Consider the following 22,750-nt stretch of genomic DNA (forward strand, 5'->3'; position numbering starts at 1 on the left):
TACTGACAGCACAGTTACAGAAGCCTCGTTCTGGAAGTTCGCGAACAGAACCGTCATTCTCCAAACGGTTAATGTCCGGTCTGCCCTGCGACTGTGTATGAGTCAGACGACAGACCGCCCACAGCAAGCCGACGACGACGACAGCGACGCATCGTCGTCGGCGGCGTCCGTGCAGTCGACGGCCCCCACCGGCGACACGGTCCTCTCGGTCAGCGACCTCCGGAAGACGTACGGCGACGGCGAGGACGGCGTCACGGCCGTCGACGGCGTCTCGCTGGACGTGAATCGCGGCGAAGTCGTCGGCGTCCTCGGGCCGAACGGCGCCGGCAAGACCACGACCATCAAGTCGATTCTCGGCCTCGTCGTGCCGTCGTCGGGGTCGGTCGAGATTGCCGGCGTCGACGCCGACGACGACCCCCGGGGCGTCTACCGGCACGTCGGCGCGATGCTGGAGGGCGCGCGCAACGTCTACTGGAAGCTCACCGTCCGCGAGAACCTCGAGTTCTTCGCCGCACTCGGCGGCAACGACCCGGAGGCCGCCCGCAGCCGCCACGACAAACTCCTCGACCAGTTCAACCTCGCCGAGAAGGCCGACGACGCGGTCAACGAGCTGTCCCGCGGCCAGAAGCAGAAGGTCTCGCTGGCGGCGACGCTCGCGCGCGGCACCGACGTCGTGTTCCTCGACGAGCCGACGCTCGGCCTCGACGTCGAAGCGTCTCTGGAGTTGCGCCGCGAGCTCCGCCGGCTCGCCGACGAGGACGACATCACCGTCGTGCTGTCCAGCCACGACATGGACGTCGTCGAGGACGTCTGCGACCGCGTGGTCATCCTCTCGGACGGCCGCGTCATCGCCGACGACCCCGTCGAGGAGCTGGTCGGGGTCTTCGAGACGCAGGCCTACCGGGTCGTCGCCGCCGGCCAGCTCCCCGGCGAGGTCCGGTCGCGGCTCGTCCGGGACTACCGCGTGGAGAACTTCGACGTGCTCGACGACCGCACGCGTTTCGACGTCACACTGGGCGACGACGACAGCCTCCACGGCGTGCTCGGCGTGCTCGACGACGCCGGCCACGACCTGCTGGACGTCGACGGGCTCGAACCCGACCTCGAGGATGTCTTCCTCGACGTCACCGGCCGCGCCAGTGGAGGTGACGGCCAGTGAGCGCCCCGACGGCCGACGCCAGCGTCGACACCGGCGCCCGCGGCTACCTCCGGTTCTTCGCGGCGTCGCTCCGGAAGCGCGTCCTGTTGATGGTGCGGTACCCGGTGAACTTCTTCTCGACCATCGCGAACATGCTCATCCTGTTCGCGGCGGTGTTCTACGGTGGCCGCGCCATCGCGCCGACCGCCATCTCGAACTCCATCGAGGGCATCATCGTCGGCTACCTGCTGTGGACGCTCTCGATGAGCGCGTTCTCCGGGCTGTCGTGGAACGTCACCCGGGAGTCCCAGTGGGGCACCCTCGAACAGCTGTTCATGTCGCCGTTCGGGTTCGGCCGCGTGATGCTCGCGAAGACCGTCACGAACGTCCTCGTGTCGTTTTTCACGGGGTCGCTGGTGTTGCTGTTCATGATGACGGTCACCGGCCGGTGGCTCGCCATCGACCCGCTGACGCTGCTCCCGCTGGGCGTGCTCGCGGTGGCGCCCGCCGTCGGGATCGGATTCGCGCTCGGCGGGCTCGCGATCCGGTTCAAGCGCGTCGAGAACCTCTTCCAGATCATGCAGTTCGTGTTCATCGGCCTCATCGCCGCCCCCGTCTCCCAATACCCGCTGCTGAAGTGGCTGCCGCTCGCGCAGGGCAGCCAGCTCCTCCGGACCGCGATGAAAGACGGCGTCGCGCTCTGGGCCCTCCCCGCCGGTGAAATCGGCGTGCTCGTCGTGACCGCCGTCGGCTACCTCGGGCTCGGGTACGCGGCGTTCCACTACTGCCAGCGGTGGGCGCGCCGCGAGGGCGTCATGGGCCACTACTGACCGGCGCCGGTGGCCGCCGAGCGGCACCCTCCCCGGGACTACCGAATCCTTGATGAATCTGCCGGCAGATTTTACAGGCACATGTACGACGACGACGACCTCGCGGACATCCGCGAGGCCCGCGAGGACTGGGAAGAAGAGACACTCGACCCGGTCCTCGACGCGTACGGCGAACGCAAGGACCGCTTCGCGACGGTCTCGAACATGGAGGTCGACCGCCTCTACACGCCCGACGACGTCGCCGACACGGACTACGAGGAAGACCTCGGGTTCCCGGGCGAGTTCCCGTACACGCGTGGCGTCTACCCGACCGGCTACCGCGGCCGCACGTGGACGATGCGGCAGTTCGCGGGCTTCGGCACGGCCGAGGAGACCAACGAGCGCTTCCACTACCTCATCGACGAGGGCCAGACCGGGCTGTCGACGGCCTTCGACATGCCCTCGCTGATGGGTCTGGACAGCGACGACCCGATGAGCCTCGGCGAGGTCGGCAAGGAGGGCGTCGCGGTCGACACCCTGCGGGACATGGAGATTCTCTTCGACGGCATCGAACTCGACGAGGTCTCCACGAGCTTCACCATCAATCCGAGCGCGCCCGTCATCTACGCGATGTACCTCGCGCTCGCCGACCAGCAGGGCGTCCCCCGCGAGGAGATCCGGGGAACCCTCCAGAACGACATGCTCAAGGAGTTCATCGCGCAGAAGGAGTGGGTCGTCCCGCCACAGCCGTCGCTGGACCTCGTGACGGACGTCGTGGAGTACTGCGCCGAGGAGACGCCGAAGTTCCACCCCATCTCCATCTCGGGCTACCACATCCGGGAGGCGGGCTCGACGGCCATCCAGGAGCTGGCGTTCACGCTCGCCGACGGCTTCGCGTACGTCGAGGACGCCATGGAGCGCGGCCTCGACGTCGACGAGTTCGCCCCCACCCTGAGCTTCTTCTTCAACTCCCACAACTCCATCTTCGAGGAGGTCGCGAAGTTCCGCGCCGCCCGACGCATCTACGCGAACGTCATGGACGACTGGTACGACGCCGAGAAGGAGGCCTCCAAGCAGCTGAAGTTCCACACGCAGACCGCCGGCCAGAGTCTGACCGCCCAGCAGCCGAAGAACAACATCGCCCGTGTCACGCTCCAGGCGCTCGCCGCCGTCCTCGGCGGCAGCCAGAGCATCCACACGAACTCCTTCGACGAGGCGCTGGCGCTCCCCAGCGAGGAGGCCGTGCGTGTCGCGCTGCGCACCCAGCAGATCATCGCCGACGAGTCCGGCGCCGCCGACATCGTCGACCCCCTCGGCGGCAGCTTCGCCGTCGAGTCTCTCACCGACGAGGTCGAGGAAGAAGCCATGGAGTACATCGAAGAGATCCGGGAGATGGGCGACGGCTCGATGCGGGACGGCGTCATCGCGGGCATCGCGGACGGCTACTTCCACCGCGAGATCCAGGAGTCCGCCTACGAGTACCAGTCGCGGGTCGACGACGGCGAGGAGACGGTTGTCGGCGTCAACGAGTACGAGGTCGAGGAAGACACCAGCCCGGACCTCCTGCACGTCGACGAAGACGAGACCCGCGACCGCCAGCTCGGCCGCCTCGAGGACGTCAAGGAGGAGCGCGACGACGACGAAGTCGAGGCCACTCTCGACGCCCTCCGCGAGGCCGTCCACTCCGACGAGAACACCATCCCGTACATCGTCGACGCCGTGAAGGCGTACGCGACGATGGGCGAGATCATGCAGGTCTTCGAGGACGAGTTCGGCGGCTACCAGGAGACCGCCGCGGCCGCCTGACCGCGGCGACTCCCCGACGAGACCGTCAGAGGTACGCGGCGTCCCAGCGGGTCTCCCGGCGCTCGTTCCCGCAGTTGTTGCACGCGACCCGCCCCATCGTGTTCATGGCGGTGTCCGCCGTCTCGCAGTTCGAACAGTAGAAGCCGTACTTCTCGGTGCGCTGCTCGTCCCGGTAGGCGGTGTAGAAGGGAGCCGCCGAGCCGCGTTCGCGCTCGTCGAACGCCACCCACAGCGTGCCGGCGTCGGTCTCCCGCTGCTCGGCGAGCTCGACGTCCTCCTCGCCCTCCGGGAGCTTCACGTAGAGGTGTTCGGTGTGGGTCTCGTCGCCGACGTCCAGTCCCCGGTCGCCGGTCCGCGCGTACCCGTGGTCTTGATAGAACTCGTTGCCGGGCTCGTTCGCGGCGAGCACGCGCCCCTCCACGCGGTTCGCGCCGCGTTCCAGTAGATCGGTCTCCGTGTGCTCGAGCAGCTGGACGCCGACGCCCTCGCCGCGTGCGTCCGGGTGGACGTGCAGCCACTGGATGGCCGCCGCGGCGTCACCGTCCAGTTCGCTCTCCGAGAACCCGACCACGTTCCCGTCGTCGGTCTCCGCCACGAGGTACTGGACGTCGTCGGCGTCCAGCCGGTCCGCGAGACGGTTCTCGGCGTACCACTCGTCGGCGGCCTTGTCGACGATGTCCTCGCCGAGCGGGCTCGCGTACGAGGCGCCCAGAGACGCGTCGGCCACCGCCCGGATGTCCGCACCGTCTGCACGCGTGGCTTCTCGAATCTCCATGCTAACACGTTGGGCTGCCGACCACATATAGGTAGGCACCGGCTTACGCCACCGAATCGACCCGCTCGGAGACCACGATGATGGCCGCCAGCCCGACACCGAGGCTCACGCCCACGGCGACCACGCCGAACACTGCGAGGTTCACCGGCGTCAACTCGAACACCACCGGCCCGACGCTCCCGTAGTCGGGCGTCGCCCCCTGCGCCAGCGGGCCCGCCGTCCCGCTGCCCGCGTACACGATGACGCCGAGCACGTACCCGAACACGCCAGCCGTCGCGACGGCGGCCGCGTACATCCACAGCACGACGCGACGCCCCGTCGTATCGCTGTCACTCACGACTCCCGATTGGCACCGGAGTGGGTAGCCTTTTGCGGTGTCACGCCCAACCGCGGGACATGGAGGACAAGGAAGTACTGATGCTGGTACTCGCGGGTGTCGCCGTCCTGATGTTCGTCACTGGGTTCGTGCTCGTTCTCGCGTAACACACGGCAGAAACGTCGACGGCAGCCGGACTGCGACTGCTACTACTGCTGTTCGTCGTCGTCGTCGCCGTCGACCGGTTCGCCGCCGTCGGTGACCGCTTCGTCGCCGTCCTCGCTGCCGCCGTCCGGCAGCACGTCGGTGTCTTCCTGCGTGCGGAACCACGCCCAGTCCTTCGTGAACTGGTCGGTCTCCTCGAGGTTCCACGGGTCAGTTGAGTCGACGCGGCGGCCCTCCCGCCACGACGTAGCCATGTTGAACAGCCAGAACAGCGTCGAGATGCCCATCAGGAACGCGCCGGCGGTGGCGATCTGGTGGGCGTTCGTGAACTGCGGCAGGTAGGTGGCGTACCGCCGCGGCATGCCGCCGTAGCCCAGCCACAGCATCGCGAGGAACGTCAGGTTCGAGCCGACCAGCGCCGTCCAGAAGTGCGCCTTCGCAAGCTTCTGCTGGTACATGCGGCCAGTGACCATCGGGAACCAGTAGTAGGTCCCTGCGAACAGCGCGAAGCCGATGGCGCCGTACACGATGAAGTGGAAGTGACCGACGACGTAGTACGTGTCGTGGAGAATGAGGTCCACGGGGATGGCGGCGAGGAAGATGCCCGTGACGCCACCGATGATGAAGTTCTGGACGAACCCGATGCAGAACAGCATCGGCGCCGTCAGCCGGAGCTTGCCGTTCCACATCGTCGTGATCCAGTTGAAGACCTTCACCGCCGATGGTATCGCGATGGCGAGCGAGACGGCCATGAAGCTGGCCCGCAGCCGCGGGTCGATGCCCGTCGTGAACATGTGGTGGGCCCAGACGCCGAAGCTCAGCACGCCGATGGCGAGCGTCGAGTAGACGACGAACTTGAACCCGAACAGCTTCCGTCCCGAGAACTTCGGGAGGATGAGGCTGACCAGCCCCATCGGCGGCAGCACGAGGATGTACACCTCAGGGTGGCCGAAGAACCAGAAGAGGTGCTGCCAGAGGATGGGGTCGCCGCCCGCGACCGTGAAGAACGTCGTGCCGAAGTTCCGGTCGAGCAGCAGCATGATGAGCGCGCTACCGAGCAGCGGGAACGCGAACAGGATGAGGCCGGACTGGGTGAGCATCGTCCACGAGAAGATGTCCAGGTTCGGCCAGCCGACGTCGTCGCCGCGCTCCGTGAAGATGGTCGCGATGAAGTTGATGGCGCCCATCGTCGCGGAGACGCCAGTGAGGTGGAGGCCGAGCAGCATCGTGTCGACGGCCGCCGACGACATCTGGATGGACAGCGGCGTGTACATCGTCCACGCGGTCTGGGCCGTCGCGATGCTCGGGATGAAGAAGCCGGCCCAGATGAGGAGCGCACCCGGCGGCAGCAGCCAGAACGCGATGGCGTTGATGCGCGGGAACGCCATGTCGTCGGCGCCGATGAGCAGCGGGATGAAGTAGTTACCGAACGCCGCGATCATCGGCGTCCCGAACAGGAACAGCATCGTGATGCCGTGGCTCGTCAGCAGGCCGTTGTACAGTGCGGGCCCGATGATGTTCTCGGCGGGTGCTGCCAGTTCGGTCCGCATCAGGAGCACGGAGACGCCGCCCCACGCGAACGCGATGGTGCCGTAGAGTCCGTAGAGGATGCCGATGTCCTTGTGGTCGACGGTAGTGAACCACCGGATGAGGCCACCCGGTTTCTCTTCGTGGCCGTAGCCGGTGCGCTCCCCGAGCGCACCGCCCACGTCGCTGAGGGGCGTGTAGGACCGCCAGTCCTCGAGGCGCGCGAGGACGGCGACCACGCCGACGAGCAGCACGCCCATCAGCACGGTTAGCACAAGTGATGACGTAGCCGGAGCCATGGACGCTAGTCAGGATTGGACGGTAAAGAAAGCTTAGGATTGGTCGCGGTCGTGTCGGGGTCCGGATAGCACGGCTGCCGGGGGAAACTGCAGTGAGAACGGTGTGGCGGTTCGTTCGGTCCGCAGTCAGTGTTCGGCGGCTTCTTCCTCGGCGTCGTCCTCGGTCTCGATCGCCTTCGCGGCGTAGTACGTGAGGATGGTGAGCCCGACGAACATCCACCCGACGAGCACGAACTGCAGCCCTCGTTCGAGCGTGAAGCCGCTACCCCAGGGGTTGAGGGCGATGAACACGACGAAGAAGAACCCGAGGATGGCCAGCGGTACGATGTTCACCGTCAGGTCCAGGAGCGTGTCTCGGTCGAAGAGGCGTGCTGACATTGGTAGCCAGTCCGCGGGGCTGACGGATATAGGTTGAGGATTCAGAGCCGGCCGGACTCGTAGAGGAACGCCGCCAGCGACGCTGCGGCGACGACCACGCCCGTGCCCATCATCGCCGTGCTGCGGGTGAGGGCTTCCGTGCCGGTGTACAGCACTGCACCGACGACGACGAAGAGGACGGCGACGGTGAGCGTGGGTCGCCAGAGGGTGTCTGCGAACTGGGACTCCCGGGTGATGCCGACGACGGAGGTGGCGAACAGCAGCATGCCGGCGACGGCGACCGGCACCAGCCCCTCGAAGACGATGCCCAGTTCGGTGACGACGAGCCCGAGGACGAGCGGAATCGGCCACGGACTGGCGCGCGTGTACTGGTCGCTGAGCCCCTGCTCAGTTCGTTCGGCCATGCACTCCCGTATGGGCGGCGACGTTAGAAAGCCACCGGTTCCGTCACAGGCCGACGACAGCGTACAGCATCAGGAACCCGAAGTACAGCAGGACGAGGGCGGCCAGCGCTCGTAGTCGGAAGGACTGCAGTGACTCGGTCTCGGCCTCGTAGGCGGCCTCGTAGGCGGCCCGGTCGTCGTCGTCGAGGACGTCGTAGTGCTCGAGGCCCCGGTGGAGGTCCCGGAGCTGCTCCGTCGGGAAGCGGTCACCGCAGTACTCGCAGGTGGCGTCGTCGTCGTCCTCGCCGTGAGCGTGGTCGTCGGTGGCCTCGACGGCCGTGGTCGTGTTGTCTGCTGTCATAGGAACGGGGGGCTGCCGGCTGGCTGGCTGACGATCCAGAGGCTGCTCATCGTGTAGAACACCATCACGGCGGTGAGCGCGTACTGGCTGCGGACGGCCTGCAGGCGGCCGGGGAGCTCGTCGAAGGCCGTGCCGTGGGCGACCCAGATGGCGAGCAGGTGGCCCAGGAGGACGGCGGCGACGCCGACGCCCGACAGCCACCCGGGCAGGACGAGCCTTCGGGCGATGGGCGGGTCGAGCGGAGCGAGCACGGCGCCGAACAGCGAGGGGGAGAGGCTGAGGAAGTACACGAGGTAGTGCGCGAGGTGGTAGCCGGCGGCGATGGCCAGCAGGGACGGCGCGAACCGCACGGCCAGCGTCTCCACGTCAGTGTACGTCGGCGCCGTCTCCCGGGCTTTCCGGGCGGCCCACCAGTACAGCCGGTGGAACGCGAGGAAGCCGCCGACGAGCGCCGCGGGGTAGAGCAGCTGGGCGGGCACACCGGCGTTCACGACTGTGCGCGCGAAGCCCGCCCACGCGGGCGTGCCGACGAGGCCGTCGTAGGTGGTCCCCCAGAGCACGGCGACGACGAACGCCACGCCGCCGCGCGTGTCGACGACGCGCTCGGTGAGGCGAGCCGCTGGCACCCGCAGAGAGAGCCCGCTCTCTGTGCGTTCGACCGGGGCGACCGCGCCGTACGAACGGAACAGCCGCGCGACCGGGTCGACCTCCCCGAACCAGGTCTCGTGGCCGACGGCGACCACGCCGCCGGCAGCGACGCCGAGATACGCCAGCGTGACGCCGGCGAGCAACGGCGGGGCGTCCGCCAGCGGGCTGACGACCTCCACCCAGACGAGCGCCAGCAGGAACGCCGTGCTCGTCCACGCCGCCGCGTTCGCGTCGAGGTCGCGGGCGCCGTCGGTCACTCGCGCAAGCGGCCGCGTCAGCGTCCGGAACGGGTCCAGTGCCGGCCACGTGTTCCCGACGAGGTACGTCGCCATCACGAGTCCCGCCCACCAGCCGACCCAGACGAGCACGATGGCGGCGTTCCGCAGGGGCTCGGTCGGCCCGGCGAATCCGGCGACGACGAGCACGACGAACGCGGCGAGACCGACCAGCCGGCCGGCCCACGCCAGCAGCCGACGGGGCGCAGGCACTGACCGCGTCCAGCCGTGGACGCTCGCGACGAACGCCCGGTCGGTGACGAAACTCGCCAGCAGGAACGACGCGCCGACGACCGCACCGCCGGTCGAGAGGAACAGCCACGTCGGCACCGCCAGCGAGTCCCCGGACGCCCCCCGGAGGCTGCCGCCGTGCGCGACCGCCACCCCACAGACGGCGGCGAGACCGAGGACTGCACCGAGCGGGCGTGCGAGGCGCCGAGACATGAGCGACGATTAGACTGGACCGCCCCTGAGGGTTGCGGTCCGCCGGCCGCCCCAGTTGGATGGGTTTTTAGTACTCGCTCCGCAAGCCGGTGGTATGAGCGTAGCGGACGACTCGACCGACGACCACGGCCACCACCTGCCGGCCGTGGAGGACTGGCCGAAGGGCTTCGGGGAGGCCAGCTGGTGGCCCTTCATCACCGCAATGGGGGCCGCGGGCTTCTACATCGGCGCGGCACTCTACGTGCTCGGCCAAGGCACCAACGCACTGGTTGGACCGATGGTCGGTCCCGCCGTGTTCGTGGCGAGCGCCTTCGGGTTCCTCGCCGGTCTGTACGGCTGGGTGTACCACGCCTTCGTGAAGGCGTACTGGAGCAACGACGGGCACGGCTCGACCGCCCTCCGGTGGGGGATGATTCTGTTCCTCGGCACCGAAATCGCGACGTTCGGCGCCGGGTTCACGTACTACTTCTTCATCCGTGCCGGCTCCCAGTGGGCGGACGCGGTCTCCGCCGTCCCCGAGGGCTTCCTCGGCGCGCTCGTCGTCGCGAACACCGTCATCCTGGTCATCTCCAGTTTCACGCTGCACTACGCCCACGTCGCGCTCCGGAAGGGCAACCGCAGCCGGTTCCTCGGGCTGCTGGCGACGACGCTGGTCCTCGGCGTGGTGTTCATCGCCGGCCAGATTTACGAGTACTACGAGTTCATCGTCCACGAGGGCCTGTCGTTCTCCGGTGGCGTCTTCGAGAGCGCGTTCTTCGGCCTGACGGGCCTCCACGGCCTCCACGTGTCGCTGGGCGCGGTCCTCATCGGCATCATCACCGTGCGGGCCCTGAAGGGCCAGTACTCGGCCGAGCGCCACACGTCGGTCAGCACCGTCTCGATGTACTGGCACTTCGTCGACGCCGTCTGGATCTTCCTCGTCGTCGTGCTGTACGCGGGCGCCGTCGTCTAAGCGCGGACTTTTTTCGGCGCAGCCTCGAACCGTGGGTATGGTAGTCGACCCCGACGAGCTGTGGGAGCGCGTCGACGCGCCGCTCTTCTACCGGGAGACGTGTCCGAGCACGAACGACATCGCACGCGCCGAGGGCCGGGACGGCGCCGCCCACGGGACGTTCGTCGTCGCCGACGAGCAGACGGCGGGCCGCGGCCGCACCGGCAACGTCTGGGCGAGCCCGCCGGGCGGCGTCTGGTCGAGTACGCTCGTCAGGCCCGGCTTCGCCGCGAGCCACGTCGGTCGGCTCACGTTCGCGGGCGGGCTGGCGGCGGCCGAGACCGTCGAGGCGTTCGGCGTCGAGGACGCGCGCCTCAAGTGGCCCAACGACGTGGTCGTCGACCGCGACGACGGTACCCGCGAGAAGCTGTGTGGCATCCTCACCGAGGCGGTCGTCGACGAGGTTCCGGTCGCCGGCAAGCCCGTCGACGACGTGCTTCCGGGCACCGACCCCGAGACCGCCGACCTCTCTTTTGCCGTGCTCGGCGTCGGCGTGAACGCCGACCTCGACCCCGGCGACCTCGACGTCGGTGACCGCGCCGTGACCACGCTCCGCCGCGAAGCCGACGACCGTGACGGCATCGACACCACCGACGTCGCCGCGACGCTACACGACCGGCTGCTGGCGTGGACGGAGACGGTCGAGACCGACGACGGCTTCGCCGACGCCGTCGACGCGTTCTGCGACCGCAGCGCGACGCTCGGCGAACGCGTCCGCGTCACCCGCAGGAATCAGGCCGACGACGACGACGACGACCCGCTGGTCGGTGTGGCGGTCGACGTGGACGAACGCGGAGCGCTCGTCGTGGAGACGAGTGACGGGCGACGCGTCAACGTGACGGAAGGAGAGTGCCGGCAGCTACGGCGAACCTAGACGGACGTGTTCTCCGGGTCCTCGACGTAGTCCTCGTACGTCTCCCGGTCGACGACCTCGATCTCGCTCAGCATCTCCGAGTGACCGACCCCACAGAACTCGGCGCAGTACAGCTGGTAGGTCCCCTCCTCGAGGTCGTTCGTGATGATGTAGTTCTGCTGGCCGGGCAGCGCGTCAGCCTTCAGCCCAAGCTCGGGCGCGTGGAAGGCGTGAATCACGTCCTGGGACTCGGTCCGAATCACGACCTTCGTGTCGGCCGGCAACACAAGCGGCTGGTCGCCGACGGTGTCGCCAGTGGCAGCGCCGGTCGTCGTCGAGAGGTTCTCGCCGACGTACTCGTAGTTCCAGTACCACTGGACGCCCTCGACGTCGACGGTGACCGTGTCTTCCTGGGCCATCGCAGTCTGGGCGTCCTGTCCGGTGGCGGTGACGGCGGTCTGCCCCATCACGCCGTAGGCGGCGACGCCGACGAACAGCAACACGACGGCGGTGGCGACGGTCCACGTGATCTCCAGCCGGCGGTTCTCCTTGGTCGGCTTCGCCTCGTCGGCGTTCCGGAACTTCCAGACGGTGTAGACGAGGATGCCCTCCACGAGCAGCGTAATCGGGAGCGCTGCCGCGAGCATCATGGAGTTGAGGTCGCGGATGAGCTCCTCGGTCACCGACTGGTACCCCGACGCAGCGACCGGGTCCACGAACGCGGCGAGGACACCGACGACGGCGACGAGAACGGGTACGAGCCGCTTGCCTCTCATGTTGGTCCGAAGTTGGGATTGGGTCCATAAATAGGTGCTGAATGGGGTTCGGTGCGAGTCGGACAGGCTAAGTGGCCGCGCTCGTAACCTCCGGAAGAGAGACGCACGTGAACAGAAACACCTCCAGCCGGTTCGTCGCCGTGCTCGCCGCCGCCGCGATGGGCGTCTACTCCCTGCTCGTGCTCGGCGCGACGACTTCGCTGACGGGCGCCGCGAACGCATGCCAGACGTGGCCCGCGTGTGGCGGCCAGTGGTTCGCGGTCGGGTCGCTGGACCTCGCCGTGGTCTGGGGGCACCGGACGGCCGCCGCGCTGACGGCCGTCCTGGTCGTCGCCGCCACCGTCCTCGCGTGGCGCCGCGGCGAGTCCCGGCGAGTGCGGGCGGCCGTGACGGCTGCGCTCGCGCTGTACCCCGTGCAGGTCGCGGTCGGCGCGTACACCGCGACGACGCCCGGGTCGGCGGCGCTGGCCAGTGGTCACCTGGCGCTGGCCGTCGGCATCTTCGCGGCGCTCGTGCTCGCACTCGCGTGGACGCTGGACACCCAGACGGGCCACCTGCCGTCCGCCGAGTGGGAGGGCGAGGGTCGCCACGACGGCGACGACGGCGGTAGCGACCCCGGGACCGGTCCGCTCGCGACGGTGCGGGCGTACGTCCGCCTGACGAAGCCGCGGCTGATGTGGCTGCTGTGTCTGGTCGCGGGCGCCGGGATGGCGCTGGCGGGCGGCAGACAGCTGGCCGTGGAGACTGTCGCGCTGACGCTGGGCGGCGGCGTGCTGTCCATCGGCGCGTCGGGGACGTTCAACCACGTCCTGGAGCGCGAGAAGGACAAGAAGATGGCGCGCACCGACGACCGGCCGGTCGCCACCGACCGCATCCCGCCGCGGAACGCGCTCGCGTTCGGCCTGGTGCTGGCTGCCGCGTCGCTGGCGGCGTTCGCGGCCGTGAACCTCCTGACGGCGTTCCTCGGGCTGACGGCAATCGTCTTCTACTCGGTCGTGTACACACTCGTGCTGAAGCCGAACACCCGCCAGAGCACGGTCATCGGCGGCGCTGCGGGTTCGCTGCCGGCGCTCATCGGGTGGGCGGCGGTGACGGGGGAGGTGGGCGTGGCGGGCCTCGCACTCGCCGCCGTCATCTTCCTGTGGACGCCGGCGCACTTCTACAACCTCGCGCTGGCGTACAAGGACGACTACGAGCGCGGCGGCTTCCCGCTGATGCCCGTCGTCGAGGGCGAGGCGAAGACCCGCCGCCACATCGTCTACTACCTCGGCGCGACGCTGGTCTCGGCCGTCGTGCTCGCAGTACTGACCGGGCTCGGCCCGCTGTACGCCGGGACGACGGTCGCGCTGGGGGCGGTGTTCCTCTACTTCGCCATCCGGCTGCACCGCGAGCGTGACCGGCGGGCGGCGATGCGGTCGTTCCACGCGTCGAACGCCTACCTCGGCTGCCTGCTGGTCGCCGTCGTGCTCGATGCGATGGTGGTCTGAGTGAGCACGAGAACCGTCTCCACCGACCAGCTCGCCCCCGACCGGGGGACGCTGCTCACGTGGGCTGCCGTGCTGAACGGCGAGCTCGTCCTCGTCCTCCTGTACTTCGCGCTGTCGTCGGCGACGCCGACCGACGCAGTGTCGCTTGCGTACCCGTTCGTCTGGCTGAACGTCGCCGCCTGGGGCGTCAGCCGCGTCGGCGTCCCGGAGGCGTCCCGTCGACAGTGGCTCGCCGCTGGCGGCGTCGGCGCGGCGTACTTCCTGCTGCTCGGCGGCGTCGGCGGGCTCTACATGCTCCACGGTGACGCTCTGGGCACCCGAATCGCGTGGCTCGCGCCGGGCTGGGGGCCGGCGTTCATCTACAGCGGCGCCGACCTCACCGTCAGCCTGCTGCCGTTCAAGCTCGGCGGCTACGCGGCGCTGGCGTACCTCGTCGCGGTCACCGTCGTCGACACCGCCCGGACCGGGTTCGCGGGGCTGGTCGGGCTGTTGTCCTGCGTGAGCTGCACGTGGCCGGTCGTGGCGACGCTCGCCGCCGGGCTGTTCGGGAGCGCGTCGACCGCGGCGGTCGTCGCCGAGAGCCAGCCGTACGCGCTCTCGACGGCCGTGTTCGTCTCCTCCGTGCTGCTGTTGACGTGGCGGCCCGGCCGCCGGTAGCCGGCTTCCGCAGTCCTTTATTCGCCGGACGCCCAGGCGGTGGTATGGACCCGGTACTGGTCGCCGACGACGTCGAGAAGTCGTACGGCGACGACGCCGTCGCGCTCGACGGCGTGTCGCTGTCCGTCGACGCTGGCGAAGTGTTCGCGCTGGTCGGTCCGAACGGCGCCGGGAAGACGACGCTCGTGCGCTGTCTCACTGGCACGACCGACCCGGACGCCGGCACCGTCCGCCTGCTCGGGGAGCCGCCACGGGAGGCGCGCAAGCAGCGCGTGGGGCTGCTCCCGCAGGCGTTCGCGCCGCCGGACCGCCTGGCGGCTCGCGAACTCGTTCGCTACTACGCCGGCCTCTACGACGACGCCCGCGACCCGGATGCGGTCCTCGACGAGGTCGGCCTCGACCCCGAGGAAGGAACGTGGTACGGCGACCTCTCGGGTGGCCAGCGCCGGCGCGCCTGCGTCGCCGCGGCGCTCGTCAACGACCCGGACGTGCTGTTCCTCGACGAGCCGACGACGGGCGTGGACCCGGCCGGCCGGCGCGCGCTCTGGTCGCTGTTCGCCGACCTCGCCGCCGCCGGGACCACCATCCTCCTCACGACCCACGACATGGCCGAGGCCGCTCGCCTCGCCGACCGCGTCGCCCTGCTCGCCGGCGGCCGGGTCGCCGCGACGGGGACGCCCGAGCACCTCGTGGCCGAGTACGCCGGCGACGCCCGCCTCGTGGTCGACACCGACGCCGACCCCGAGATCGCGGGCTTCGACGGCGAGCGCACGGACGAGGGCCTCGTGTTCCACGGCGTCGACCCCGCCGAGGTCGGGGACGTGGCGGCGGCACTGGAGGACGCCGGCGTCGACTTCGGTGCGCTGTCGTGGCGCGAACCCGGCCTCGAGGACGCCTACATGGCGCTGGCTGGCGACGCCGAGCGCGGGGAGGTGACCCGGCGATGAGTGGCTCGCTCGCTCGCGTGCGGGCGGAGGCGACCGGCGCGATGCGGACGTTCCTCCGCCGCCGCACTGCCGTGTTCTTCACGTTCTTCTTCCCCGTCGTGCTCATCGTCATCTTCGCCGGGCTCGTGCGGACGCAGGGCGCCGGTGGCGGCGCCGGGCTGTTCTCCGAGCCGACCGGCTACTACCTGCCGGCGTACCTCGCAACCGTGGTGTTGTTCACGCCGCTGTCACGGGTCGGCAGCGAGGTCGCTCGCCACCGTGAGGACAACCGCTTCGAGAAGCTCGCGACGACGCCGCTGACGCGCGCCGAGTGGCTCGCCGCCCACGCGCTCGTGAACGTCGTGCTCATCGTCGCGGCGTCCGTCCTGCTGGTCGTTGCGCTCCTGTTGACGGGCGCGAACTTCGAGTTGTCGCCGTGGCTGGCGTTCTTCGTCCCCATCTCCTCGGTGCTGTTCTGTGGCGTCGGCGCGATGCTCGGCAGCCTCGCGGAGGGCCAGGACGGCGCCATCGCTGCGAGCAACGGCATCGCGTTGCCGCTGTTGTTCCTCTCGGAGACGTTCGTCCAGCCGGCACTGTTCCCCGAGTGGTTCCGGCCGCTGCTGGACTTCTCCCCCCTCGTGTACTTCTCTCGAGGGGTGCGCGCGGCGACGTTCCCCGAGGCGACTGACACGGCTGGGTCGGCCGGCGTCGTCGCGACGAACGCGGGCGTGACGCTGGTGCTGGCCGTCGTCGCGTTCGCCGTCGGCGCGGCGCTCATCCCCTGGACGGAGTAACGGAGTCAGGCGTCGCTGGCAGCCAGCCCGAACGTATCCACCAGATGCGCCAGCAGCGCGACGACCAGTGCGACCGCCGCGAACCCACCGAGGAGGAGTGTCGCACCCCAGAGCAGCGAGGAGAGGACCGACGGTGACGGGAGGACGACGGTCACGCCGCCGACCAGACCCGTGCAGCCGGCAGCGAGCAGGAAGGTCCGTGCCGAGGCCGACTTGACGTGTGCGAGCCGGGTGGCGGTGACGTCGGCGCCGGAGGCCGGCGTGTTCGAGAGACCGGCGAGGTGGGTGCCCGGCCCCGAGACGCCGTCGGCGCCCTCGCCGGCGACGAACGTCGTCCCCCAGCAGCGCTCGCAGGGCGGGTCGGGGTCGCGCTGGACCGCCCCGCAGTCCTTGCAGCGCCAGACATCGGCCTCGTCGTCGCCGTCGCCGGCTCTGCTGCTGGCGTCGCCCTCGTCGCCGCCCTCGCCGTCGTACGGCTCGACCGCCATGCTGTCGACGGGAGTTCTCGGGGCGGCGAGCAAATAGGTGTCGGTGCTACCGGGGCACCCAGGCGTAGACGTGGTTCAACATCACGTACGTGACGACGCCGAGGAACAGTGAGACCGCCCAGGACGCGACGGCGATGCGGCCGTACTTCGCGTGGCTGGTCTCCCGGAGCTCCTCGGGCGTGTGCGTCAGCCCGAGGACCACGGCGTACAGCACGACCGGCACGGCGACGACGGAGAGGACGATGTGGATGGCGAGCATCAGGAGGTACGCGATCTCGACGACGCCGGCGAACTGCCCGAGGAACATGCCCTGCTCGATGACGATGGACTTCTCGAAGCCGCCGCCGACCTTCCAGAGGTACAGCACGAGGAACGTCAGAATCAGCGTGAACGCGGTGAGCATCGCCGCGCGGTGTTTCTCGACCTCGCCGCGCTTGATGAAGGCGACGCCGGCCAGCAGACTGGTGAGCGCGAGCGTGTTCACGACGGCGATGAGGTCAGAGAACAGCAACACGGTCTCCCGGGAGAGGTCCGGGAAGATGGGGAGCAGTCCCTCGAAGGCGCCGATGACCAGCGCGTATCCGATGACCGAGAGTGCCGCGGTGACGCGTCTCGGGTGAGTCCTCGCGTAGCCGGAGGCGTCGGCCGTTGCCATGTCCGCCCGTTGGGACGGGGGTGGCAACCCGTTTTCGCTTCAAGCCCAATTGCGATAGTACAACCGTAACTGTAATACAAGTCCGTTAGAGTGAAACGGACATGCGGCGATTCTTCGGCCATGAGCGAGGAATCCCAGCAGAACATCCGCTGTCTCGTGGCCAAGGTCGGACTCGACGGTCACGACCGCGGCGCACACGTCATCACGCGGGCGTTCCGGGACGCCGGCTTCGAAGTCATCTACTCGGGGCTCCACAAGGCGCCCGAGGAGATCGTGCAGGCGGCCGTTCAGGAGGACGTCGACGTCCTCGGCATCTCCATCCTCTCCGGGGCACACAACACCCTCGTCCCGAAGATCATGGAGGGTCTCGAGGAGTACGACGCCTTCGAGGACACGCTTGTCATCGTCGGCGGCATCATCCCGGACGAGGACCGCGAGGGCCTCGAGGAAGCGGGCGTCGACGCCATCTTCGGCCCGGGCACGCCGATGGAGGAGACCATCGAGTTCATCGAGGACAACGCCCCGCAGCGTGACTGAGATGGCACCCGACCAGCCCGAACTCGTCGAGGACCTCCTCGACGGCAAACACCGGGCGCTCGCCCGCGCCATCACGAAAATCGAGAACCGAAGCCCGGGCTACCGCGAGGTCGTGTCGGCGCTGTACCCCCACACGGGCGGCGCCGACGTCATCGGCATCACGGGCAGCCCCGGGTCCGGGAAGTCGACGCTCGTGGACAAACTGGCCAAGCAGTACCGCGACCAGGGACTGACGGTCGGCGTCATCGCCGTCGACCCCTCAAGCCCGTTCACGGGCGGCGCCGTGCTCGGCGACCGCATCCGGATGGCGTCGACCGCGACGGACATGGACGTGTTCTTCCGGTCGATGTCCGCCCGCGGCAGCCTCGGCGGGCTGTCGACCGCCACTGCGGACGCCGTGAAGGCCCTCGACGCCTTCGGCAAGGACAAGGTCATCATCGAGACGGTGGGTGCCGGCCAGAACGAGGTCGACATCGTGAAGACCGCCGACACCGTCGCCGTTCTGGTTCCGCCGTCGTCCGGTGACGACGTCCAGATGCTGAAGGCCGGCATCCTCGAGATCGGGGACGTGTTCGTCGTGAACAAGGCCGACCTCGAGGGCGCGAACAGGACGGTCACCGAACTCCGGAACATGCTCGACCTCCGCGACGGCGAGGAGGGCGACTGGGACCCCGAAATCGCGGAAACAGTCGCGGAGAGCGGCGAGGGCGTCCCGGACCTGCTGGAGACCTTCGACGACCACACGACGTGGCTGGACGAGTCTGGCCGCCGCGAGGAGAAACGCCACACCCGCTACGCGGAGGAACTCCGGAACCTCCTCCGGGAGGACGCCAGCGAACTCCTGGAAGCCGAACTCGAGGCCCGGGGCGGCATCGACGAACTCGTCGCCCGCATCGACGCCGGCGAGACGACACCCTACGAGCTCGCGGACGACGTCGTCGAGCCCGTCAGGGACGCGCTGGCCGACGACTGAAACGGCGGTTCTGTACTTCTCACTGCTCGCCCGTTTCCCGTCGCCCGCGAGTCGACGCAACGGCTAAACGACTGGCAGCCGTCGCTTCGCGCATGCGACTCCGTAGACTCCTCGCTGGCGCGACCGCCGGCGTCGCCGCCACAGCCGCCGCGAACCGCCTCCTGCGCTCCCGGACCGGCGACTTCGAGCCCTCGCTCGCCGGCGACCAGGGGACGTACCGCTGGCGGGGCTTCGACGTGGCGTACACCGAGGCCGGCGACCCCGGAGCGCCCGACGTCGTGCTCCTGCACGGCATCAACGCCGCAGCGTCCAGCCACGAGTTCGCGGGCGTCTTCGACGCGCTCGCCGACGACTACCACGTGCTTGCGCCCGACCTCCCCGGGTTCGGCCACAGCGACCGCCCGCCGGTCGCGTACACGAGCACGCTGTACGAGGGGTTCGTCGCGGACTTCCTCGCCGACGCGGCCGACGACCCGGTCGTGGTCGCGTCCTCTCTGACCGGGTCGTGGGCGGCGATGGCCGCAGCCGACGACGAAGCCACCGGCGGCGCCGGCGTCTCCGGGCTGGTGCTGGTGTGTCCGACCGCCGACACCGGCCAGCGCCGGCCGAGCGTCCGCCGGCTGCTCCGGGCGCCCGTCGTCGGCACGGGCCTCTTCCACGCGCTCACCAGCGAGCGCGGCCTCCGGTGGTTCAACCAGCGCGACGCCTTCTACCGGCCCGAGAACGTTCCCGAGGGCTTCGTCCAGCACCAGTACCGCGCCAGCCACCAGCCCGGCGCGCGGTTCGCACCGGCGTCGTTCGCCGGCGGCTTCCTCGACCCGAACGTCGACCTCGCCGAGACGCTCGCCGGCATCGACGCGCCGGTGACGCTGGTCTGGGGCCGGGAGGCCGCCATCACGCCGCTCTCCGAGGGCAAGGAGCTGGCGGACGACGCGGACGCACGGCTGGTTGTCCTCGACGACACCAGCCTGCTCCCGCACGCAGAACAGCCCGACTCGTTCCTCGAAGCGGTGCGCGACGAGCTACCGCGGCTCGAACGTCACTAGCCGCTCGCTCGTCGTCGCCGTTTCGCCGACGCCGGCGGCAACCTCGTCGCCGATGGCGACCGAGTCGGGGTCCGCCCGCACCTGACCGGTGAGCCGCACCGGCCCGAAGTCCACCACCGCGACGACGTACGGCGCGTCGTCGACGAACGCCGGCGTCGCCACGTGCACCGTCGAACACGAGTCCACCGTGCCGGTCTCGGGCAGCGGCGTCTCGGTCAGGTTGTCGCTGCCGCAGTGCGGGCAGACGTGGCGCGGCGGCAGGCTGCCGTGGCCCTCGCTGCACTCCAGGTAGAAGCCGTCGCCGTCAGCGAGCGCGTCGAGGAAACCGTCGTAGCCGGCGTCCCGCACGTCGTCGCTCATGCTCCCACCTCCTCGTCCTCGACGGCTTCGAGCACGTGCACGACGGCACTGGCGACCGTCCCGCCGGCGTTGTGCGCGACTGCAGTGTCGGCGTCGGCGACGTACTCGCTGTTCACGTGGTCGCCGCGCAGCAGCTTCGTGAGCTCCGCGACCTGACTCGCACCCGTTGCGCCGACCGGGTGCCCCTTCGCCTTCAGGCCGCCCGAGAGATTCACCGGCAGGTCGCCGTCCCGGGTCGTCACGCCCTCGCGGGCCGCCGTGACGCCCTCGCCGGTCTCGAAGAAGCCCAGCGACTCGGTGGCGAGCACTTCGGCGATGGTGAAGCAGTCGTGGACCTCGGCGACGTCCACGTCGTCGGCGGAGACGCCGGCGTCGGCGTAGGCCTCCTCGGCGGCGTCGGTCGCGGCGGGCGACGTGGCCACGTCGTCGCGGTCCTGGAGCGCCATCTTGTCGCCGGCCTGCCCCGTGCCCGTGACCGCCACGCCGGCGTCGAGGTCGTGTTCGGCCGCGTAGTCCTCGCTGACGAGGACGAGCGCGCTCGCGCCGTCGGTGACCGGGCAGGCGTCGTAGAGGTGCAGCGGCTCCGCGACCGGCGGCGACTCCAGCGCGTCCTCGACCGTAATCTCTCGCTGGTACTGGGCGTGGTCGTTGCCCAGGGCGTTCGCGTGGTTTTTCACTGCCACGTGTGCGAGGTCCTCGCGGCTGCCCCCGAACTGCTCGAAGTACGCCGCCGCCATCAGCGCGTACGCCCCCGGGAACGTCATCCCCGCCCGCACCTCGTAGAGGTCGTCCGCCGCGATGGCCAGCGCCTCCGTCGACTCGGCCGTCTCGAGGTTGTTCATGCGCTCGGCGCCACCCGCGACGACGACGTCGGCCTCGCCGTTCCGGACGTCCCGGACGGCCTGCCGGAGCGCCACACCGCTGGACGCACACGCCGACTCGTAGCGGGTCGCCGGCACGTCAAGCCCGAGCGCCTCGGCCGCCAGCGGCCCCTGGTGGCCCTGGTGTTCGCTCAGTTCGCCCATGAAGTTCCCGTAGTGGACGGCCTCGACGTCCGCTCGGTCGACCCCGGCGTCGTCGAGCGCGGTCAGTCCCGCCTCGCCGAAGAGGTCGCGGCTCGTCCGCTCCGGGTGGACGCCGAAGTGCGTCAGCCCCACGCCAGCCACGCGCACGTCTGTCATGTACGACCGTACTACAAGTGGGTTCAAAAGGTGTGCGGAACCGACGGCTACCGCCGTCGACTACATGCCCATGTCGGCTGCGGCGTCCGGCACCGGGAGGTCGTGTTCGCTGACCCCCAGCAGCTCTGCCGCGTGGTCCAGCGCCATGTCGAAGCCGTAGTACCGCTCGAGCTCGTCGCCGTCTGCCGACGGCCGCACCTTCAGCATCGCGTACCCCTCGACGTTCTGCGCGACGGCCGCCGTCGCCCCGCCGTCGCCCGTGAACTCCAGGACGCGCTCGCTGTCGGTCTCGTAGTACCGCGCCGCGATGCCGTCGGCCTCGGCGGTCTCTCCCTCTGTCATTGTCCGTAGTTCGTCCGGCGTCGGCAAAAACACGGCGACTACTCTCCCGTCCGGAACCGTCTCCGACTCCGGACCGTGACCCTGGTCGCCCGCGGGAACGTATATATCGTGTACCGACGAACTGGTGACACATGACCCCGGAGTCCGCCAGCCATGGCTGACGCAGTGTTCTGGGCGCTGGTGGCGTTCGCCACCGGAACAAGCCTCGTCACGGCGTGGACGCTCGGCGCGAACAGCAACTCGCCGCCGTTCGCCCCGGCCATCGGAGCGAACGCCGTCTCGACGATGCGGGCGGCGTTCCTCATCGGCATCCTCGCCGCCGCCGGCGCGCTCACGCAGGGCGGCGCCATCTCGGAGACCGTCGGCGCCGGCCTCGTGAACGGCGTCTCCATCACGTCGCTGGCAGCGACGGCCGGCCTGCTCACCGCCGCCGGATTCATGGCGTTCGGCATCTACTCCGGCTACCCGGTGCCCGCGGCGTTCGCCACCACGGGCGCGATGGTCGGCGTCGGCCTCTCGCTCGGCGGCGACCCCGCCGTCGCTACCTACCAGCAGATTGCGCTGTTCTGGGCGCTGGTTCCGCCGGTCTCGGGTGGTCTCGCCTACGGGACAGCGACGCTGCTGCGCCGCGACGACATCCCGGAGACCGTCTCGATACCGCTGCTCGCGGCGCTCGTCGCGGGCATCGTCGCCAACGTCCGGCTGAGCCTGCTGCCGGCCGCGCCCGGTGCCAGCCAGGGGTCGGTCGCCGGCGCCGTCGCGCGAGCGGTCGGCGGCCCCACGGTCGGCGGCGTCGACGTCGTCGCCGTCGCCGTCTCGCTGGCGTTCGCCGCGCTCGGCTTCCAGTTCGTCCGGGTGCGCACGCAGGCGTCCGTCGACCGCGGCGTCAAGACGTTCCTGCTCGTGCTCGGCAGCATCGTCGCGTTCTCCAGCGGCGGCAGTCAGGTCGGGCTGGCGACCGGCCCACTGGAGAACCTCTACACCGCCGAACTCGGCCTCCCCGGAACCGTGTTGCTCGCGCTCGGCGCCGCCGGCATCCTCGGCGGCGCGTGGATGGGCGCCCCCAGACTCCTGCAGGCGACCTCCCGCGAGTACGCCCAGCTCGGCATCCGGCGGTCCATCGCGGCCCTCGTCCCCGGGTTCGTCATCGCGCAGGCGGCCATCTTCCTCGGCATCCCCATCTCGTTCAACAACATCATCATCTCCGGCGTCATCGGCGGCGGGCTCGCCGGCGGCTCTGCCGGCGTCTCCCGCGAGAAGATCGTCACGACGGTCACGTTCTGGCTCGTCACGCTCGTCGGCTCCGTCCTCCTCGGCTTCGGCGTCTACCGCGTGCTCGCGACGTTCCTGGCGTCGTAGC

General features: G+C 69.6%; 26 protein-coding genes. 13 read left to right on the forward strand and 13 right to left on the reverse strand.

The features are described 5' to 3' along the window. Nucleotides 1-97: 97 nt before the first annotated feature. The 3 genes from LT971_RS12120 to LT971_RS12130 all read left to right on the forward strand — a co-directional run bounded on the left by LT971_RS12120 (nucleotide 98) and on the right by LT971_RS12130 (nucleotide 3,753). The gene (locus LT971_RS12120; protein WP_237007196.1) at nucleotides 98-1,159 is read left to right on the forward strand and encodes an ABC transporter ATP-binding protein; all 1,062 of its coding nucleotides are present in this window, start codon (nucleotides 98-100) and stop codon (nucleotides 1,157-1,159) included. Continuing rightward, on the forward strand, nucleotides 1,156-1,968 hold the full coding sequence (locus LT971_RS12125) for an ABC transporter permease (protein ID WP_237007197.1): 813 nt from the start codon (nucleotides 1,156-1,158) through the stop codon (nucleotides 1,966-1,968). The genes LT971_RS12120 and LT971_RS12125 overlap by 4 nt, the downstream gene beginning before the upstream one ends. A gap of 81 nt (nucleotides 1,969-2,049) precedes the next feature. Next, nucleotides 2,050-3,753: an acyl-CoA mutase large subunit family protein gene (locus LT971_RS12130; RefSeq protein ID WP_237007198.1), complete on the forward strand. Its 1,704-nt coding sequence runs from the start codon at nucleotides 2,050-2,052 to the stop codon at nucleotides 3,751-3,753. A gap of 25 nt (nucleotides 3,754-3,778) precedes the next feature. Here the strand turns inward: LT971_RS12130 and LT971_RS12135 are convergent, their stop codons facing one another. The 7 genes from LT971_RS12135 to LT971_RS12165 form a co-directional block, all read right to left on the reverse strand. Next, nucleotides 3,779-4,528: a GNAT family N-acetyltransferase gene (locus LT971_RS12135; protein ID WP_237007199.1), complete on the reverse strand. Its 750-nt coding sequence runs from the start codon at nucleotides 4,526-4,528 to the stop codon at nucleotides 3,779-3,781. A gap of 43 nt (nucleotides 4,529-4,571) precedes the next feature. Continuing rightward, the gene (locus tag LT971_RS12140) at nucleotides 4,572-4,865 is read right to left on the reverse strand and encodes a DUF7520 family protein (RefSeq protein WP_237007200.1); all 294 of its coding nucleotides are present in this window, start codon (nucleotides 4,863-4,865) and stop codon (nucleotides 4,572-4,574) included. A 188-nt stretch (nucleotides 4,866-5,053) separates the two neighbouring features. Beyond that, nucleotides 5,054-6,835 (reverse strand): cytochrome c oxidase subunit I, encoded by a 1,782-nt coding sequence (gene ctaD / locus LT971_RS12145; protein WP_237007201.1) that lies wholly within the window; start codon nucleotides 6,833-6,835, stop codon nucleotides 5,054-5,056. A 126-nt stretch (nucleotides 6,836-6,961) separates the two neighbouring features. Then, the gene (locus LT971_RS12150) at nucleotides 6,962-7,213 is read right to left on the reverse strand and encodes a DUF6684 family protein (protein ID WP_237007202.1); all 252 of its coding nucleotides are present in this window, start codon (nucleotides 7,211-7,213) and stop codon (nucleotides 6,962-6,964) included. Between the two features lie 41 nt (nucleotides 7,214-7,254). Further along, the gene (locus LT971_RS12155; RefSeq protein WP_237007203.1) at nucleotides 7,255-7,617 is read right to left on the reverse strand and encodes a DUF7541 family protein; all 363 of its coding nucleotides are present in this window, start codon (nucleotides 7,615-7,617) and stop codon (nucleotides 7,255-7,257) included. A 43-nt stretch (nucleotides 7,618-7,660) separates the two neighbouring features. Beyond that, nucleotides 7,661-7,957 (reverse strand): DUF7410 domain-containing protein, encoded by a 297-nt coding sequence (locus tag LT971_RS12160; RefSeq protein WP_237007204.1) that lies wholly within the window; start codon nucleotides 7,955-7,957, stop codon nucleotides 7,661-7,663. Beyond that, nucleotides 7,954-9,324 (reverse strand): hypothetical protein, encoded by a 1,371-nt coding sequence (locus LT971_RS12165; RefSeq protein WP_237007205.1) that lies wholly within the window; start codon nucleotides 9,322-9,324, stop codon nucleotides 7,954-7,956. Before LT971_RS12165 ends, LT971_RS12160 begins: the two co-directional genes overlap by 4 nt. A gap of 94 nt (nucleotides 9,325-9,418) precedes the next feature. Between LT971_RS12165 and LT971_RS12170 the strand changes: the two genes are divergently transcribed. Together LT971_RS12170 and LT971_RS12175 are read left to right on the forward strand one after the other, a co-directional pair. Beyond that, nucleotides 9,419-10,276: a cytochrome c oxidase subunit 3 gene (locus LT971_RS12170; RefSeq protein ID WP_237007206.1), complete on the forward strand. Its 858-nt coding sequence runs from the start codon at nucleotides 9,419-9,421 to the stop codon at nucleotides 10,274-10,276. A gap of 37 nt (nucleotides 10,277-10,313) precedes the next feature. Further along, nucleotides 10,314-11,189 carry a biotin--[acetyl-CoA-carboxylase] ligase gene (locus LT971_RS12175; RefSeq protein WP_237007207.1) on the forward strand — a complete coding sequence of 292 codons (876 nt, stop codon included), beginning with the start codon at nucleotides 10,314-10,316 and terminating at the stop codon, nucleotides 11,187-11,189. On the opposite strand, the gene coxB is transcribed toward LT971_RS12175, so the two are convergent. Further along, nucleotides 11,186-11,944, reverse strand: a complete 759-nt coding sequence (gene coxB, locus LT971_RS12180) for a cytochrome c oxidase subunit II (protein ID WP_237007208.1) — start codon at nucleotides 11,942-11,944, stop codon at nucleotides 11,186-11,188. The two genes, LT971_RS12175 and coxB, sit on opposite strands and share 4 nt — an antisense overlap. Nucleotides 11,945-12,102: 158 nt before the next feature. Here coxB and cyoE point away from each other — a divergent pair, with 158 nt between their 5' ends. Genes cyoE through LT971_RS12200 form a run of 4 tightly spaced genes read left to right on the forward strand, consistent with a single transcriptional unit; the run spans nucleotide 12,103 to nucleotide 15,808 of the window. Next, a complete protein-coding gene (gene cyoE / locus LT971_RS12185) occupies nucleotides 12,103-13,431 on the forward strand; it encodes a heme o synthase (protein ID WP_237007560.1) in 1,329 nt (442 codons plus the stop codon). After that, the gene (locus tag LT971_RS12190) at nucleotides 13,432-14,088 is read left to right on the forward strand and encodes a DUF7546 family protein (RefSeq protein WP_237007209.1); all 657 of its coding nucleotides are present in this window, start codon (nucleotides 13,432-13,434) and stop codon (nucleotides 14,086-14,088) included. 44 nt (nucleotides 14,089-14,132) lie between these two features. Beyond that, a complete protein-coding gene (locus LT971_RS12195; RefSeq protein WP_237007210.1) occupies nucleotides 14,133-15,035 on the forward strand; it encodes an ABC transporter ATP-binding protein in 903 nt (300 codons plus the stop codon). Next, nucleotides 15,032-15,808: an ABC transporter permease gene (locus LT971_RS12200; RefSeq protein WP_237007211.1), complete on the forward strand. Its 777-nt coding sequence runs from the start codon at nucleotides 15,032-15,034 to the stop codon at nucleotides 15,806-15,808. Before LT971_RS12195 ends, LT971_RS12200 begins: the two co-directional genes overlap by 4 nt. 5 nt (nucleotides 15,809-15,813) lie before the next feature. On the opposite strand, the gene LT971_RS12205 is transcribed toward LT971_RS12200, so the two are convergent. Further along, nucleotides 15,814-16,296 (reverse strand): hypothetical protein, encoded by a 483-nt coding sequence (locus tag LT971_RS12205; protein ID WP_237007212.1) that lies wholly within the window; start codon nucleotides 16,294-16,296, stop codon nucleotides 15,814-15,816. A 46-nt stretch (nucleotides 16,297-16,342) separates the two neighbouring features. Further along, a complete protein-coding gene (locus LT971_RS12210) occupies nucleotides 16,343-16,951 on the reverse strand; it encodes a DUF420 domain-containing protein (protein WP_237007213.1) in 609 nt (202 codons plus the stop codon). Nucleotides 16,952-17,071: 120 nt separating this feature from the next. On the opposite strand from LT971_RS12210, the gene LT971_RS12215 reads away from it, so the two are divergent. From LT971_RS12215 to LT971_RS12225, 3 genes are all read left to right on the forward strand, one after another. Then, on the forward strand, nucleotides 17,072-17,488 hold the full coding sequence (locus tag LT971_RS12215) for a cobalamin B12-binding domain-containing protein (RefSeq protein WP_237007214.1): 417 nt from the start codon (nucleotides 17,072-17,074) through the stop codon (nucleotides 17,486-17,488). 1 nt (nucleotide 17,489) lies between these two features. After that, nucleotides 17,490-18,461 (forward strand): methylmalonyl Co-A mutase-associated GTPase MeaB, encoded by a 972-nt coding sequence (gene meaB, locus LT971_RS12220; protein WP_237007561.1) that lies wholly within the window; start codon nucleotides 17,490-17,492, stop codon nucleotides 18,459-18,461. Between the two features lie 92 nt (nucleotides 18,462-18,553). Continuing rightward, on the forward strand, nucleotides 18,554-19,507 hold the full coding sequence (locus LT971_RS12225; protein WP_237007215.1) for an alpha/beta fold hydrolase: 954 nt from the start codon (nucleotides 18,554-18,556) through the stop codon (nucleotides 19,505-19,507). Here LT971_RS12225 and LT971_RS12230 read toward each other — a convergent pair. The 3 genes from LT971_RS12230 to LT971_RS12240 are packed head-to-tail and all read right to left on the reverse strand — an operon-like array spanning nucleotide 19,484 to nucleotide 21,390. After that, on the reverse strand, nucleotides 19,484-19,867 hold the full coding sequence (locus tag LT971_RS12230; RefSeq protein ID WP_237007216.1) for a Zn-ribbon domain-containing OB-fold protein: 384 nt from the start codon (nucleotides 19,865-19,867) through the stop codon (nucleotides 19,484-19,486). The genes LT971_RS12225 and LT971_RS12230 overlap by 24 nt on opposite strands. Then, entirely contained in the window at nucleotides 19,864-21,048 is a 1,185-nt protein-coding gene (locus tag LT971_RS12235) for a thiolase domain-containing protein (protein WP_237007217.1), read from the reverse strand. The genes LT971_RS12230 and LT971_RS12235 overlap by 4 nt, the downstream gene beginning before the upstream one ends. 60 nt (nucleotides 21,049-21,108) lie before the next feature. Next, on the reverse strand, nucleotides 21,109-21,390 hold the full coding sequence (locus LT971_RS12240) for a DUF7111 family protein (protein WP_237007218.1): 282 nt from the start codon (nucleotides 21,388-21,390) through the stop codon (nucleotides 21,109-21,111). Between the two features lie 153 nt (nucleotides 21,391-21,543). Between LT971_RS12240 and LT971_RS12245 the strand changes: the two genes are divergently transcribed. Then, entirely contained in the window at nucleotides 21,544-22,749 is a 1,206-nt protein-coding gene (locus tag LT971_RS12245) for an inorganic phosphate transporter (RefSeq protein ID WP_237007219.1), read from the forward strand. Nucleotide 22,750: the final 1 nt, after the last annotated feature.

Origin of the sequence: Halobacterium rubrum, assembly GCF_021729015.1 — an archaeon.
GTDB classification, from domain to species: domain Archaea; phylum Halobacteriota; class Halobacteria; order Halobacteriales; family Halobacteriaceae; genus Halobacterium; species Halobacterium rubrum.

Excerpts from the sequence above, each read along its gene's own strand:
- LT971_RS12215 (WP_237007214.1), top strand. The coding sequence starts at position 17,072 with ATGAGCGAGGAATCCCAGCAGAACATCCGCTGTCTCGTGGCCAAGGTC.
- LT971_RS12240 (WP_237007218.1), bottom strand. The coding sequence starts at position 21,390 with ATGACAGAGGGAGAGACCGCCGAGGCCGACGGCATCGCGGCGCGGTAC.
- LT971_RS12120 (WP_237007196.1), top strand. The coding sequence starts at position 98 with ATGAGTCAGACGACAGACCGCCCACAGCAAGCCGACGACGACGACAGC.
- meaB (WP_237007561.1), top strand. The coding sequence starts at position 17,490 with ATGGCACCCGACCAGCCCGAACTCGTCGAGGACCTCCTCGACGGCAAA.
- LT971_RS12135 (WP_237007199.1), bottom strand. The coding sequence starts at position 4,528 with ATGGAGATTCGAGAAGCCACGCGTGCAGACGGTGCGGACATCCGGGCG.
- LT971_RS12170 (WP_237007206.1), top strand. The coding sequence starts at position 9,419 with ATGAGCGTAGCGGACGACTCGACCGACGACCACGGCCACCACCTGCCG.
- LT971_RS12150 (WP_237007202.1), bottom strand. The coding sequence starts at position 7,213 with ATGTCAGCACGCCTCTTCGACCGAGACACGCTCCTGGACCTGACGGTG.
- ctaD (WP_237007201.1), bottom strand. The coding sequence starts at position 6,835 with ATGGCTCCGGCTACGTCATCACTTGTGCTAACCGTGCTGATGGGCGTG.
- LT971_RS12155 (WP_237007203.1), bottom strand. The coding sequence starts at position 7,617 with ATGGCCGAACGAACTGAGCAGGGGCTCAGCGACCAGTACACGCGCGCC.
- LT971_RS12130 (WP_237007198.1), top strand. The coding sequence starts at position 2,050 with ATGTACGACGACGACGACCTCGCGGACATCCGCGAGGCCCGCGAGGAC.
- LT971_RS12225 (WP_237007215.1), top strand. The coding sequence starts at position 18,554 with ATGCGACTCCGTAGACTCCTCGCTGGCGCGACCGCCGGCGTCGCCGCC.
- LT971_RS12200 (WP_237007211.1), top strand. The coding sequence starts at position 15,032 with ATGAGTGGCTCGCTCGCTCGCGTGCGGGCGGAGGCGACCGGCGCGATG.
- LT971_RS12235 (WP_237007217.1), bottom strand. The coding sequence starts at position 21,048 with ATGACAGACGTGCGCGTGGCTGGCGTGGGGCTGACGCACTTCGGCGTC.
- coxB (WP_237007208.1), bottom strand. The coding sequence starts at position 11,944 with ATGAGAGGCAAGCGGCTCGTACCCGTTCTCGTCGCCGTCGTCGGTGTC.
- LT971_RS12210 (WP_237007213.1), bottom strand. The coding sequence starts at position 16,951 with ATGGCAACGGCCGACGCCTCCGGCTACGCGAGGACTCACCCGAGACGC.
- LT971_RS12205 (WP_237007212.1), bottom strand. The coding sequence starts at position 16,296 with ATGGCGGTCGAGCCGTACGACGGCGAGGGCGGCGACGAGGGCGACGCC.
- cyoE (WP_237007560.1), top strand. The coding sequence starts at position 12,103 with ATGGGCGTCTACTCCCTGCTCGTGCTCGGCGCGACGACTTCGCTGACG.
- LT971_RS12165 (WP_237007205.1), bottom strand. The coding sequence starts at position 9,324 with ATGTCTCGGCGCCTCGCACGCCCGCTCGGTGCAGTCCTCGGTCTCGCC.
- LT971_RS12160 (WP_237007204.1), bottom strand. The coding sequence starts at position 7,957 with ATGACAGCAGACAACACGACCACGGCCGTCGAGGCCACCGACGACCAC.
- LT971_RS12175 (WP_237007207.1), top strand. The coding sequence starts at position 10,314 with ATGGTAGTCGACCCCGACGAGCTGTGGGAGCGCGTCGACGCGCCGCTC.
- LT971_RS12245 (WP_237007219.1), top strand. The coding sequence starts at position 21,544 with ATGGCTGACGCAGTGTTCTGGGCGCTGGTGGCGTTCGCCACCGGAACA.
- LT971_RS12230 (WP_237007216.1), bottom strand. The coding sequence starts at position 19,867 with ATGAGCGACGACGTGCGGGACGCCGGCTACGACGGTTTCCTCGACGCG.
- LT971_RS12195 (WP_237007210.1), top strand. The coding sequence starts at position 14,133 with ATGGACCCGGTACTGGTCGCCGACGACGTCGAGAAGTCGTACGGCGAC.